This window comes from Arthrobacter sp. zg-Y1116, assembly GCF_024385485.1.
Classification (GTDB): domain Bacteria; phylum Actinomycetota; class Actinomycetes; order Actinomycetales; family Micrococcaceae; genus Arthrobacter_B.
Genome location: NZ_JANFLR010000002.1, coordinates 372149 through 385849 on the forward strand (window position 1 = coordinate 372149; position 13701 = coordinate 385849).

The window sequence follows — 13701 nt, forward strand, 5'->3', positions numbered from 1 at the left end:
CGTGCCGGGACCGAGGCTTCGGTCCCGGCACGGTGTCCGGTGTTATCGATCCTTTGCTGCCGCAGTCCTTGCGGAACTCAGCGGCGGTAGGCCCGGGGAAGGTCGAAGCCCCGCTCTTCCATTACCGCGCGCAGCCGGGTGGGGTAGTCGGTGATGATTCCGTCCACGCCCAGGTCAATGAGCCGGTGCATGTCTGCCACCTCATTGACTGTCCAGGGGATGACCGGCATGCCGAGTGCGTGTGCCTCGGCAATCATCTCGGCAGTGACCGTGGTGAAGATGGGGGAGAGCACGTCGTAGCCCTGGGCCTGGGCGGCACGGACAACGGACCCGCCGAAGTCATCTATATCGATTCCGCCCAGCTGCGGGGCTGCGCCCGGCTGGCCTACGCCGAGGTCCTCCGCCGTGCTGGCCAAAGCCACCCTCGTCAGTTCCGGGGCGATCCGCTCGAGCAGGTTCAGGGTGGACCAGTCAAAGGACTGGATGGTGGTGCGGCGCTCCCGGTTCGCATCGCGGACCACGTCCACCACCGCCTCGGTCAGGGCGACACTGCGCGGCCCGCCGGCCTGGCCTTCCTCGACCTTGGTTTCCACATTGAACTGGATTCTGCGTGCACCGTACTCCCGGGCGAGGCGATACACATCGCTCAGCTCCGCAATCCGGTTGCCCTCCGCGACATCCTGCTCCGGGTAGCCCGGCAACTGCTGATAGCCGCAGTTCAGGGTCTGGAGCTGCAGGAGGCTCAGTTCCGCTACGCGGTCGCCCACGTAGGGGAACTCCGGATCCCCGGAAGTGGCAGGGGCCGTATCAGCGCACTTTGCGGCCAGGATGATGTCGTCATGCCAGACAATCACCCGGCCGTCCTCGGTCAGGTGCGTGTCCAGTTCCAGTGTGGTGACGCCCAGTTCCAATGCGTGTGCGAAGGCCGCCAGGGATTCTTCGGTTACTTCGCCGCGTCCGCCGCGGTGCGCCTGTAGGTCAAAGTCCCGTTCCGTGCCGGAGCGCATCACCGAAGCCATGACTTCGAAAATCCGGGTGTTCTCATAAACGCCCGTCAGCATCTCGGCGCCGGGTCCCATGGCGGTCAGGGGCACGTCGTCGCCCGTATGGCCGCCGGTGGTCCAATCGATCTGGAACTGCTGGTCGGAGTTGGCGACGTCGAACGGTCCTTCCTGCACCGGGCTCTCCGGGTTGGAATCATCACCCAGCGGTTCGATGGTCATACCGCCGGTCTGGTGGTCGCCCACCGTGATCAGCAGGGTATTCCCGTCCTGCTCGGCGAACTCCTTGGCCAGGGCGACGGAGTTGTCGAACTGGATGCCGGACTCAATGGTCAACGCCCCGTTATTGACATGGCTCATGGCGTCGATGCCCTCTTCCTCCACCATGAGGAAGAAGCCGTTGTCATCCTGGTTGTTATTCAGGACGTCAATGGCTTTCCGGGTCATTTCGGTCAGCGGAACCGTGGGCTCGTAAGCCTCTTCGACGTCGTCGCCGTACTGGAACATCTCCTCGTTGGCGAAGAGCCCAAGGAGCATGTCGCCCTCTGCCGCCTGCAGGCCGGGCAAATCCCAGACGTATTCATACCCCAGGTCCTGGGCCTCTTCCACCAGGTTGCCCTCGGTGCCGGCGCTTTCCTCGGAATCATCCTCTGCGGGATTGTCTGGGTACCTGCCCGGGTTGCCTGCCGGGTACCAGTAATCCTCACCGCCGCCCAGGATCACCTCCGGGTGGGAACTGCGCAGGAACTGGGCAGCGATGGCGCTCTGCTCATCCCGGTCCAAAACGTGCGAGCCGAAAGCGGCCGGGGTGGCATCCGTAACCTGGGCGGTGGTGACCAGCCCGGAGGACTTTCCGAGCCGTTCGGCGATTTCCAGTGCCGAGGTCACGGGCTGCTGCTCCAGGTCCACTCCGATGGCGCCGTTGTAGGTTTTCACCCCGGTGGCCATGGAGGTGGCAGCGGCGGCCGAGTCGGTGATGAAGGTACCGGGATCCGCGGAGTTGGTGTGGACCCGGCCCACCTCGGGCAGCGAATCCATGGCCAGTTCCCCGGTCAGCCCTACCGACGCGAGCCGGATGGCGTCGCGTTGCGCCGTCCCCATCCCATCGCCGACCATCAGGATTACGTTGACGGCGTCGTCGTTACCGTGTCCGCCGTCGTCGTCTGTCGGCGTCGGGGTCGGGGATGGTGTCCCCGTATGGGTCGGTGACGGTGTTCCGGTGGGGGTCGGGGTGGAGGTAGGAGTCGGACTTGTGGTGGGAGTGGGTGTGGAAGTCTTTGTGGGCCCGGGGGAGCCGGTGGGATGGCCGTTCCCGCCGCCTATGCCCGGAAGCCCGGTACCTACGCCGCATCCTGCCAGGACGCAGATACTCAATATCGCCGTCGATAGTGTTTTAGCCGTCTTCTTCATGTGGTTTCCCCTGCGAGTGCCTAGCGATGGTTCCCCCTGACGCGTGCCAGACTTCGTGCGCGCCGAGGGAGAGTCAACCGCAGGAACCAATAAAGGTTCCGGGCCGCCGGGGTTACTCGAAGGGTGTCGGATCTCCGGTTCCGCGCCGCACGATTTCGGGCGAGTCACCGGAGAAATCGATGACTGTTGTGGGCTCCGGGCCGCAGAACCCGGAATCGATGACGGCGTCCACCTGGTGGTCCAGGCGTTCCTTGATTTCCCAGCCCTGGGTCATGGGATCCTCGTCGCCGGGCAGCAGCAGTGTGCTGGAGAGCAGCGGTTCGCCGAGGCCCTCCAGGATCGACTGCACCACCGTGTTGTCCGGGATGCGCACGCCGACGGTCCGCTTCTTGGGCTGGAGCAGCCACTTGGGCACTTCTTTGACCGCCGGCAGGATGAAGGTGTAGCTTCCGGGGGTGGCGGCCTTGATGCTGCGGAACACCGAGTTGTCCAGCTGCACAAACTGGCCCAGCTGCGCGAAGTTGCGGCAAACCAGGGTGAAGTGGTGCTTATCGTCCAGCTGGCGGATCTGCCGGATGCGTTCCAGCCCCTCACGGTTGCCCAGCTGCACTCCCAGTGCATAGCAGGAGTCGGTGGGGTAGGCGATCAACCCGCCGGATTCGAGCAGATTCACAATCTGGCCGATGGCCCTGGGCTGCGGGTTTTCCGGGTGTACGTCAAAGTATCTGGCCATCTCCCCAGCCTACCGGTGGCCGTCGCCGACGTGGACTGGCAGGGTCCGAGAGCCGGCGAGCGCTGGGGAGATTCCGCGAGCGCCGGGAGACCCGGCTGTGCCCCCAGCTATGCCGCATGCTATGCCGCCTGGATCAGGTCCACCACTATCCTCTCGACCGCAGACAGGCCGTCCTCAATAGGAGTACCTGCCAACGGTGGCGCAGTGGAGCGGTATGTGTGTCCGGTTGGGGTGGAGGTTTCCACGGTATGGGCGAGTATCGGGGGTAAGCCTTCCATGCCTCCGCCCGCCGCGCCTGTTGAGGCAGCTGAGCCGGGAGGTTTGCTTGCCTTTGCGGACCACCCCGGCGCTTCCTTAGCGTGGTTGCACGCTTCGCAGAGTCCCTGTCCGTTCCCGACGCTGGTGGGACCTCCGTCGCTGTGCCGCCGGACATGGTCGAACTCCCGGATTGGAGCACCGCACCACGGTATCCGGCAGGTAGAGTCCCGTGCGGCGATGAACCGGGCCAAGGAGGTCGGGAACAAACGTGCGCGAGAATCCATAGCGATCAGCTCGCCGGTTGCCGGAGCCATGTACAGCCTGCGGATGAAGGTCTGGACATCCCTGGCTGGTCTGTCGCTCCGATCCTGGCGACGTCCCCTGCTCGCGTTCTCCTTAGCCACGCCCCGGTTGCGGACCAGATCCCTGGCCCACTGCGCCGGAACGGGGCCATAGCCGGGGACGAATGCCGGCTCTGACTCTCCGGCAAGCAGTGTCCGGTCCGTCATTACCAGCTGGACCTCCACCTTCATGGAGTCCGCCTGTGCCTGACCGGTGATTCTGCCTACCAGCGTGTCCGCCATGATCTGGCCGCGGGTACGCCCGTCCCCGGCCGCCGTCAGCCGGTCAGCCTCGCGAACCAGGGCCGCATACACGCCTACCCCCTGGGCGACCGGCAGAAGTCCCGTCAGGTACGTCATGGTGTCCGGCGCGGGACGGCAGGAAACGAAACGTTCGGATGCAGCCTTGGCAGCCCGGTTCACGGCAGCCTGTGGATCCAGCCGGTAAGAAGCTGCCCTGGCGCGGGAAATGAGCTGCCGATCTCCCAGGGATTCCAGCAGCTCCGGATCTCCGGCCACTTCCGCATCCACCCGCTGCCGGTCTTCTCTGCTCAGGCACGCGGTTTCACGCACCAGCAGTGTGGCCCGCCATTCGTTGATCTTTCCGTGGCTCAGAGCGTAGAGGGTGCAGGGCATGTCCTGGGTCAGGGCCTTGGCGAACCCCAGCAGGCGCCCGCCGCGGTTGGCGGATTCCCTCCGGGCCAAAGCTATCTGCGAGGCCACGCCCCAACCCTGCTTGTCACGGGATACTCCCTCCACCGCCTGCTTCCTCCGCTGTGAGGCATCAAACGCCGCGGCGGCCCGGGCCTGCGCTGCCGACGCGGCTGCCTTCAGCTCTTCCAAGGCTCGAATCCGGTCGATTAGCTCTGGGTCCGGCTGAGGGGCATACTCAGCGTCGCCCTCCTCACTCAAGACGCCTACCCATGCGTTCACCAACGCTCTACTGGCGTGGGAAGGGTCAGCAGATAAGTGGTGTCCATCCGGACGATATTCGAACATGTGTTCGAGTTTATCGGCGGTAAGCGGCACCGAGAAGGAACGAAATACCTGACCTGGTACCTGTCTTTCGGGCCCGAGGCCGGAGTGAATCAGGCTGATAGCTGTCTGGTCACCACCGCCCTCCGCTGCCATCGGTTCCGTGAAATTCGGCAGGCATTCTGTCGAATACTTGACGTTCTCCCCGTCCAATGGGCGTCCCATTTGGAACGCGCTCGCAGACGCAGCCTCACGGCCCACCTCCGCAGCCCTGGCGTTCGCGCTCGCAGGCACACTCCCGGCACCTCCAGCGCTCGCAGGCCCCCGCAACTCCGCTCACCCCGTAACCCCCGCTTACCCCCGCAACGACCGCCGGATCCGGCGCACCGAATGCGCAGCAGTCTTCAGCCGCACACCCGAGTAGGGGATGCCGCCGCGCAGCCGCCACTGCACGGCAAGCCAGACACACACCGCACGCTCACCAGCCACAGCGGAGCGCACAGGGGCGACGCCGGACCCCAGACTCGGCGGCCGCCGTCGCGCCGTCGCCCGTATTCCGCTGCTGCCGTGACGGAAGCGGCCAATGCCGCCAGGTGCAGGGGCCTCCGGGCACTCCAGCACAGGACCGGGAATAAGGACAATTCGGCAGCGAGCCGCAGGGGCTGGGCCAAATCGTCATAGGCCTGCCGCACCCGTTGCCGGAAGAAGTGCGCTGTGGAGGACGGGAGCCGCGCGACAAACAGGTCATCGGCACGCATCTGGGCACCCCCGGCTGCCCGGACGGTGCGCAACAATTCGAGATTCTCGAACAACACGTCCCCGCTGTAGCCGCCCGCCTGCCGAAGGATTGCGGTCCGCACCGCGAGCGTTCCCGGGTAGTCGGCACCGAACGCACGGTTCAGGAGGATGCGGCCGGTATCCCAGCGGGCGTGCCAAGGCAGGGGAGAGGGTGAGGAAAAGTAGTTTTGTGGACGGACGACGTCGACCTCCTCCAGCAGTGCGCAGATCCGTTCCAGCTGCTCCGGCGTGTAGCGGACGTCGTCGTCGGCAATGATGAGCTGCTGCGCCTCGGCCAGGTCGACGCCGGTGAGGACACCGTCGACTTTGCCGTTCCCGCACTCGGGGTGCCTGGGTCGGCAGTGGAACACGCCGGCAGGGAAGGCCTGCTCGTGCCGCGCGTACAGCTCGTCGCCGGAGCCGTCGACCACCAGGACCCGCAGGTGCGTGCTGAGCAGTTCCAGGTATTCCACCAGCTCATCCAGGCCGGTGTCCTCGGCCCACTTCAACGGAAGCAGGTATTCGGCGTCCAGCCGGGGGCGGCGGTGTTGCATGCCCGAAAGATATCCATGCCCCTTAGTGATAAGCAACCTTAGTAAAACCCGCGTGTCCGCACGCCCCGGCCTGCCGGCGGGACGTAGAGTGGTCGGATGTTCGTGCTCATTGGATTCAAGACCGTGCTCTCCTCACTCTTTTCGCGGCCGGCCACCTGCCAGTACTGCGGTGTCTACGGAGAGCAGTATGTGGAAGAGCGCGCCAACCGACTGACGCTCTTCTTCATCCCCGTCTTCACCACCAGCCGCCGCTACGCTTTTACCTGCTCCAACTGCGGCCGCAGCACCGGGATCAACAAGTCGCAGAAGAACGCCCTCCAGCGGGGCTGAACCGCTGCCGGCACGGGAAGAAAACACCCGCCGAACCCTTCCGAGACTCTCCGTGAGGGCCCGGTGTCCCCGGCGCGCCGGAAAAGTCAATAGAATGAAAGAAGCACAACAGCTGCCGGCCCTGTTCTGGCCGCACCACAGACTTCCGGAATGCCGCCGTACGGCTGCCGTTCCAACCTGCAATCCGATCCCCAACGAAAGAACCCTCATCCGTGAATAGAACACCTGCCGTCCTGAAAGCCCCCCGGGAACTTGCCAAGGGAACCATGCGTGTCATGAACCTCGGCGGCCTTGGCGAAATCGGCAGGAACATGACCGTTTTCGAATTCGACGGCAAACTGCTGATCGTCGACTGCGGCGTGCTCTTCCCCGAAGAAGAACACCCGGGCGTAAACCTGATCCTGCCGGACTTCACCGCCATCCGCGACCGCCTGCAAGACGTCGTCGCCGTGGTCCTGACGCACGGCCACGAAGACCACATCGGCGGCGTGCCGTACCTGCTGCGTGAGCGCTCGGATATCCCCATTGTCGGCTCCAAGCTGACCCTGGCGTTCATCGAGGCCAAGCTGAAGGAACACCGGATCAAGCCCAAGCTGATCCAGGTCAAGGAAGGCGACCGCCGCACCATCGGCGGCTTCGACCTTGAGTTCCTCGCCGTGAACCACTCCATCCCCGACGGCCTGGCCATTGCCATCCGCACGGCGGCCGGCATGGCGCTGCACACCGGCGACTTCAAGATGGACCAGTTCCCGCTGGACCGCCGCATCACCGACCTCACCGGCTTCGCCCGGCTGGGCGTGGAGGGCGTGGACCTGTTCCTCACCGACTCCACCAACGCCGAGGTTCCCGGCTTCATGGCCTCGGAAAAGGAACTGGCTCCGGCCATCGACACCGTGTTCCGCACCGCCCCGCGCCGGATCATCGTCTCCAGCTTCGCCAGCCATATCCACCGCATCCAGCAGGTCATTGACGCCGCCGAGCGCTACAACCGCAAGGTGTCCTTCGTGGGCCGGTCGATGATCCGCAACATGACCATTGCCGAGGAACTGGGCTACCTGAAGATCCCCAAGGGCATCCTGGTGGACTTCAAGTCCCTGCAGCGCACCGATGACCACAAGGTGGTGCTGATCTGCACCGGTTCACAGGGTGAGCCGATGGCTGCGCTGTCCCGCATGGCCAACAAGGACCACCAGATCCGGATCCACGAGGGCGACACCGTGCTGATGGCCAGCTCGCTGATCCCGGGTAACGAGAACGCCATCTACGGCATCATCAACAACCTGACCAAGATCGGCGCCAACGTGGTGCACAAGGGCAATGCCAAGGTGCACGTCTCCGGCCACGCCAGCGCCGGCGAACTCGCCTACTGCTACAACATCGTCAAGCCGCGCAACGTGATGCCGGTGCACGGCGAATGGCGCCACCTCAAAGCTAACGGAGCCATCGCAGAGGCCACCGGAATGGATCCCCGGGACGTCGTCATCGCCGAGAACGGCATGACCGTGGACCTGCGCCGCGGCCGCGCCACGATCTCCGGCAAGCACCAGGTGGACCTGGTCTTCGTGGACGGCGACAGCGTTGGCCACACCACTGAGGAAACGCTGAAGGAACGCATGCAGCTGGCCGAGGAAGGTGCCGTGACGGTGCTGGCCCTGGTCGACGCCGACACGGGCACCATTGCCGAGCCGGCTGAGTTCTTCACCAAGGGTTTCACCATCAAGTCCGAGGACCTGCCCAAGGCCGAGGATGCCGTGGAAAAGGCCCTGGCCAACGCCGGTAACCGCCGCGGCGCGAAGGGCGAGGACCTCGAAGACATCATCGAGCGCGCCGTCGCCAACTGGATGCGCCGCTTCTACAACCGCACCCCGGCCATCACCTCGATTGTCGTCGACGCCTAAAGCACCGTTGCTGTGAGGCCTTAGCCAACACGCTTTAGCCAACACAAAGAAGGAGGGGCCGTAAGTCGCATCAGCGGCTTGCGGCCCCTCCTTTTGCACTCCCGGAAGTGCGGGTTTGCTGTGATCTTGTTCTCGCGGGGGTTCCGGGCCGGTCCCGCTGCCGGTTGCCCGCAGCGTGGACCGGCAGCGGCCCGATCCCAATGCTGGAGCGGGATTCCGGCCTGATTCCGGACGCCGCTTCCATCCGTCCTTTACCCGATGTGACCCATACGGTCAAGATCCTTCTCAGGCAATGTCGATAACTTGTACGGATGCGTCCCCCCAAATCCTCATTCCTCGAGAGACTTTCCGTGCCCGGACGGTTAGTCGCGTTCCTCCTCGTCAGCCTGCTGGCCGGCGTGTTGGCAGCCAGCACCCTGATCCCCATGGCGGCAGTAGCAGCCACGGGCACGGACATGGCCGTCGGAGTGCTGGACCAGCTGCCCGACGAGCTGGAAACCGGACCCCTGGATGAGGGATCAAAGATCTACAGCGCCGACGGCGTCCTGCTGGCCACCTTCTATGCCCAGAACCGGGTTCCGGTGGAGCTGGACGAGATGTCGCAGAGCATGCAGGACGCCATCGTCTCCATCGAGGACGCACGCTTCTTCGAGCACAACGGCATTGATTTCAAGGGCGTTGCCCGTGCCGTTGCCTCCAACGCGGCCGGTTCGCACACGCAGGGCGCCTCCACCCTGACCATGCAGTACGTGAACAACGTGCTCATCAGCCGGGACATTGCCTCCGGCAAGGGCGGCAGCGACCTCACCCTGAGCGGCACCAAGGACCTCGGCGACAAACTGCGTGAAGCCAAACTCGCCGTCGCCGTCGAAAAGCAGTACTCCAAGGAAGAGATCCTGGAGGGCTACCTCAACATCGTCCTCTTCGGCGGACAGACCTACGGCGTGGAAGCCGCGGCCCAGAGCTACTTCGGTATCTCCGCTTCGGAGCTGACCCCGGCACAGTCGGCGATGCTGGCCGGCATGGTGCAGTCGCCCAGCCACTACAACCCGTTCACCAATCCCGAAGGAACGCAGGCACGCCGGGACATCGTGCTCGCGGCCATGCTGAAGAACGACAAGATCAGCCAGGCCGAGTATGACGAAGCGGTGGCGAGTGGACTGGACCTGAACCCGCAGACAGTGACCTCGGGATGTACGGGAGCCGAAACGGCCCAGTATTTCTGCAGCTACGTGGAACAGACCATCCTGCAGTCGGAAGCCTTCGGTGCCGACGTCGAAGAGCGCGCCAAGCTCCTGGCACGGGGCGGGTTGACCATCCGGACCACGCTGGACTCGCGGCTGCAGTCGCAGGCGCAGAAGCAGGTCGAAGCCCAGGTTCCGGTGGGGGATCCCTCCGGGGCCGGCTCGGCCATAGTCTCCGTGGAACCGGGCACGGGCAAAATTCTTGCCATGGCCCAGAACACCGAGTACACGCCGGAGCTGGGCGACGGTAAAACCCAGCTCAACTTCAATGTGGACGCAGACATGGGCGGCACTCCCTACGGGTTCCAGCCCGGTTCCACCATGAAGCCGTTCACCACCGCCGCCTGGCTGGCGGCCGGCCACGGCCTCAACGACACCATCGACGCCACGCGTACGTCGTACCCGGCAGGTTTCGACTGGAAGGCCAGCTGCCTCGGTCCGAATGCGGAGTTCGATGAATGGAAATTCAAGAACGCCTCCGAGGGCTACGAGAAGAAGATGACCGTTGCGGACGGCCTGCGGCAGTCCGTCAACACCGCCACCGTGGCGCAGGCAGCCCAGCTCGACCTGTGCGACATCCGGGATACTGCCACCAGCATGGGTGTCCACCGCGCAGTGGACGGTGAACCCCTGGAAGTCACCAGTCCCTCCTTTGTCCTCGGCGGCCAGGAAGTCTCCCCGCTGACCATCGCTTCGGCCTACGCCACCTTTGCCAGCGGCGGCGAGTACTGCACACCCACCGCGCTGACCGAAGTCACCGACGGCTCCGGCAACGCCTACGACGTCGCCGGCGGCGAATGCACCCGCGCCATCAGCGAGGACGTGGCCGCTGCCGTGACGCAGCCGCTGCAGAAACTGGTTGAGGGCTCACCGGGCAGCATCCACCCCATCGGCGTCCCTGCCGCGGCCAAGACCGGCACCACGGACATGTCCGAGCAGACCTGGACCGTCGGCTACACCACCGGCATCGCGACGGCGTCCTGGGTGGGGAACTGGAACTCCTACTCCTCCCTGAATGATCAGGAAATCAACGGCGTCACCCGCTCTTACGTGGACGGCTCCGCGATCGCCGGTGCCCAGTGGACCGACTACATGACCGCCGTCGCCAAGCTCTACGAAGCGAAGGACTTCCCCTCCGTCCCGGAGAGCATGCTCTAGGCCTGGATGCAGGTGCCGGGAGGAAATTCCCGAAGGTAAGCGTGCTGATGGCAGACTGTTAGGAGGCAGTACTCCGCAGCGCGAAGGGATGAGAAACATATGACGACGCCGGACTGGGTGGAGCATGTGGTGTGGTGGCAGGTCTATCCGCTGGGCTTTGCCGGAGCGGAAAAGGCCGCACTCCCGGAGCAGGCCCCGGCGCGGCACGGACTGACGCAGCTGGTTCCGTGGCTCGATTACCTCGTGGAGATGGGGGCCTCCGGCCTCGCGCTCGGACCGGTGTTTGCCTCCGAAACCCACGGGTATGACACCACCGACTATTACCGGATAGATTCCCGGCTGGGCGACGATGCCGACTTCGACGAATTGGTGGCCCAGGCGCACGCACGCGGCATCAGGGTGCTCCTCGACGGCGTCTTCAACCACACCGGCCGCTCCTTCGCCCCCTTCCGCCAGGCGCTCGAGCAGGGCCCGGGGGCGACGACGGCGGACTGGTTCGGTTTTATCTGGCCGGACGGCTGGACGCCGGGAACCGAACCGGACTACAAAGACTTCGAGGGCCACCACCACCTGGTGGCCCTGAACCATGCCGAGCCCGCCGTCGCGGATTTCGTGGCCGACGTGATGAAGCACTGGCTGCGCCGCGGCGCGGACGGCTGGCGGCTGGACGCCGCTTACGCGGTGCCGTCACCGTTCTGGGCGAAGGTCCTGGACGAGGTCCGCACGGAGTTCCCCGACGCGTATTTCGTGGGGGAGTACATCCACGGGAACTACCCGGAGGACGTGCGTGCCGGACACCTGGATTCGGTGACCCAGTACGAACTGTGGAAGGCCATCTGGAGTTCGCTGGCCGAAGCGAACTTCTATGAGCTGTCCGCCGCGCTGGAACGGCACAACACCTTCCTGGACACCTTTGTGCCGTTGACCTTTGTCGGCAACCATGACGTCACCCGCATCGCCAGCCGGCTGGCGCCGTCGGGCCGGCTCGCGCACGCACTGGTGCTGCTGTTCACCCTCCCGGGCACCCCGACGGTGTACTACGGCGACGAGCAGGGCTACCGGGGCGACAAGGAGGACCGCGCCGGAGGGGACGACGACATCCGTCCGTCCTTCCCGGCTTCCCCCGAGGAGCTTTCGGCCGTGGGGCAGCCGCTCTACCACCTGCACCAGGAACTGATCGGGCTGCGCCGCAGGCACCACTGGGTGCATGCCGCCCGCACACGGGTACATTCGCTCGCCAACGAGCAGCTGGTCTACGAGGTGTTCGACGCCGGCCACTCACTGTTCGTGGCGATGAACCTCGAGGACACGTCGGTCACCGTGCAGGTGCCCGAAGCTGCCCGGGACGTCCTGGCCGGCGCGGGCGGGCTGGACGTCCCGGGCAGGCAGCTGGCCCTGCCGGCGAAGGGCTGGGCAATACTCGGCCCGGCCCCGGCTGCCGGCTAGTAGAGCTTGATGGTGCCGCCGTCGGCCATGAGGGTCTGCCCGGTCAGGTACTGGGAATCCTCGCTGGCGAGGAACACCACGATGGGGGCGATGTCCGTTTCGGGATCGCCCAGGCGGCCCAGAGGAACGCCGTCGACGACTTCCTGGTAGGCCTCCGGGAAGGCCTGGCTCCACTGGACAATGCCGGGGGTCAGTGCGACGGGGGAAACCACGTTGACGCGGATGCCGTCCGCGGCCCATTCGTTTGCGGCGGTGCGGGAAATGGCGCGGATGGCTTCCTTTGCCGCGGCGTAGGCCACCTGGTTCGGCAGGCCCTTGATCCCGGCGCCGGAGCCGAAGTTGATGATGCTGCCCCGGGTCTTCTTCAGCTCCGGGTACGCGGCGCGCATCAGGTGGAAAGTTGCCATGGTGCCCGTGTTGAAGGACAGGTCCCAGATCTCCGGCGTGGTTTCCATGATGGGTGCCTGCTTGGACGCGTGGGCGTTGTTGACCAGGATGTCCAGGCCGCCGAAGCGCTCCACGGTTTCCGCCACGATGGCCGCAGCGTTCTCCGCCTTGGCAATGTCCTTGGCGATGAAAATGACCTCGCCCTTGCCCTCCAGATCGGCCAGCAGCTTGTCGCCCTGGGCCTGGTCGATGTCTACCACGGCCACCTTGGCGCCTTCGGCGAGGAACCTCCGGACAATGCCCTGGCCGATTCCGCCGGCCCCGCCGGTGATGATGGCGGTCTTATTGCTGAGTTTCATTTTCTTCCTTCCGTGAAACCGGGCGGGTTGGGGCGCCCGGAGCTTGGGTGAGTTGCTGTTCGACGCCGGCAATGAAGTTTGCGACGAAGAAGTCCAGTGACCGGCGTGAGCCCGAATAGCTGATGCCCTGGGCCTGGAACCGGGCCGCCCGCGGGTGTTGCTCCACGGCATCCGGCGTCCAGTGCGGGTGTCCGCTTGAATCGGAGTCGTCAGCCTTTCCCGGGGCTCCGAAGTGGGCTGCGGCCGTGATGGACGCCGTGCCGATCACGGCCGCGGAAATGCCCAGCAGGCAGTCGAAGCCTTCGTCTTCGCTCAGGCCGGCTGAGCCCAGCCGGGAGAGCACCAGTTCCACCTCGTCCGGGGTGGCCATGTTCACGAGCCGGCGCGGCGTCAGGATAATGCGCAGCAGCCAGGGGTGCGCCGTGAAGGCCCGCCATTGGGCATCGGCCAGGTGTGCCAGGGTTTCCTGCCACGACAGGTCCCGGGCGGGCAGGAGGGCGTAGTCCTTGGTGGCGGCATCGGCCATCAGGAGCAGCAGGGCGCTGCGGTCCGCCACATGGCGGTACAGTGCCATCGCCGAAACGCCGAACTCTCCCGCCACCCTGCGCATGGAGACGGCCTCAAGGCCGTCCGCGTCCGCGATTCGGAGTGCAGCCGCAGCTATCGCGGCGGGGCTGAGGGGCAGGTTGCGGGACACGGCGGTTCCTTCGGTGGACGACAGTTTACAGTGTATACCGCGCGGCCCCGATCCGGCTGCACTCCGGCAGCCCGGCGTCGCAATCACCCGTTTACATGGGCATTCCGTAAGGGTTTGGGGTGCCGGCGTGAGG

The 13701-nt window shown here is 65.3% G+C and carries 10 protein-coding genes; 4 read left to right on the forward strand and 6 right to left on the reverse strand.

Features of this window, described 5'->3' with window-relative positions:
* Window positions 1-77: 77 nt before the first annotated feature.
* The 4 genes from NNX34_RS08520 to NNX34_RS08535 form a co-directional block, all read right to left on the reverse strand.
* Complete coding sequence (locus NNX34_RS08520) at window positions 78-2411, reverse strand: alkaline phosphatase (protein ID WP_255766086.1); 2334 nt, start codon at window positions 2409-2411, stop codon at window positions 78-80.
* 112 nt (window positions 2412-2523) lie between these two features.
* Window positions 2524-3144, reverse strand: coding sequence for an L-threonylcarbamoyladenylate synthase (locus tag NNX34_RS08525; protein ID WP_227921911.1), 621 nt, complete (start codon window positions 3142-3144; stop codon window positions 2524-2526).
* A 119-nt stretch (window positions 3145-3263) separates the two neighbouring features.
* The gene (locus NNX34_RS08530; RefSeq protein WP_255766087.1) at window positions 3264-4586 is read right to left on the reverse strand and encodes an HNH endonuclease signature motif containing protein; all 1323 of its coding nucleotides are present in this window, start codon (window positions 4584-4586) and stop codon (window positions 3264-3266) included.
* A 536-nt stretch (window positions 4587-5122) separates the two neighbouring features.
* Window positions 5123-6049 (reverse strand): glycosyltransferase family 2 protein, encoded by a 927-nt coding sequence (locus NNX34_RS08535; RefSeq protein ID WP_255766088.1) that lies wholly within the window; start codon window positions 6047-6049, stop codon window positions 5123-5125.
* Between the two features lie 96 nt (window positions 6050-6145).
* Here NNX34_RS08535 and NNX34_RS08540 point away from each other — a divergent pair, with 96 nt between their 5' ends.
* The 4 genes from NNX34_RS08540 (at window position 6146) to NNX34_RS08555 (ending at window position 12125) form a co-directional block, all read left to right on the forward strand.
* Window positions 6146-6379, forward strand: a complete 234-nt coding sequence (locus NNX34_RS08540) for a zinc-ribbon domain-containing protein (protein WP_227921905.1) — start codon at window positions 6146-6148, stop codon at window positions 6377-6379.
* Window positions 6380-6645: 266 nt separating this feature from the next.
* Entirely contained in the window at window positions 6646-8277 is a 1632-nt protein-coding gene (locus NNX34_RS08545; RefSeq protein WP_255766582.1) for a ribonuclease J, read from the forward strand.
* Between the two features lie 350 nt (window positions 8278-8627).
* On the forward strand, window positions 8628-10679 hold the full coding sequence (locus NNX34_RS08550) for a transglycosylase domain-containing protein (protein WP_255766089.1): 2052 nt from the start codon (window positions 8628-8630) through the stop codon (window positions 10677-10679).
* A 99-nt stretch (window positions 10680-10778) separates the two neighbouring features.
* A complete protein-coding gene (locus NNX34_RS08555; protein ID WP_255766091.1) occupies window positions 10779-12125 on the forward strand; it encodes an alpha-amylase family glycosyl hydrolase in 1347 nt (448 codons plus the stop codon).
* Here the strand turns inward: NNX34_RS08555 and NNX34_RS08560 are convergent.
* Both NNX34_RS08560 and NNX34_RS08565 read right to left on the reverse strand, forming a co-directional pair.
* Window positions 12122-12871, reverse strand: coding sequence for an SDR family NAD(P)-dependent oxidoreductase (locus NNX34_RS08560; RefSeq protein ID WP_255766092.1), 750 nt, complete (start codon window positions 12869-12871; stop codon window positions 12122-12124). The genes NNX34_RS08555 and NNX34_RS08560 overlap by 4 nt on opposite strands.
* Entirely contained in the window at window positions 12855-13568 is a 714-nt protein-coding gene (locus tag NNX34_RS08565) for a TetR/AcrR family transcriptional regulator C-terminal domain-containing protein (RefSeq protein WP_255766093.1), read from the reverse strand. Before NNX34_RS08565 ends, NNX34_RS08560 begins: the two co-directional genes overlap by 17 nt.
* Window positions 13569-13701: the final 133 nt, after the last annotated feature.

Coding starts and splice junctions, on each gene's coding strand:
- NNX34_RS08520 (WP_255766086.1), bottom strand. CDS start 2,411: ATGAAGAAGACGGCTAAAACACTATCGACGGCGATATTGAGTATCTGC.
- NNX34_RS08535 (WP_255766088.1), bottom strand. CDS start 6,049: ATGCAACACCGCCGCCCCCGGCTGGACGCCGAATACCTGCTTCCGTTG.
- NNX34_RS08545 (WP_255766582.1), top strand. CDS start 6,646: ATGCGTGTCATGAACCTCGGCGGCCTTGGCGAAATCGGCAGGAACATG.
- NNX34_RS08560 (WP_255766092.1), bottom strand. CDS start 12,871: ATGAAACTCAGCAATAAGACCGCCATCATCACCGGCGGGGCCGGCGGA.
- NNX34_RS08555 (WP_255766091.1), top strand. CDS start 10,779: ATGACGACGCCGGACTGGGTGGAGCATGTGGTGTGGTGGCAGGTCTAT.
- NNX34_RS08540 (WP_227921905.1), top strand. CDS start 6,146: ATGTTCGTGCTCATTGGATTCAAGACCGTGCTCTCCTCACTCTTTTCG.
- NNX34_RS08525 (WP_227921911.1), bottom strand. CDS start 3,144: ATGGCCAGATACTTTGACGTACACCCGGAAAACCCGCAGCCCAGGGCC.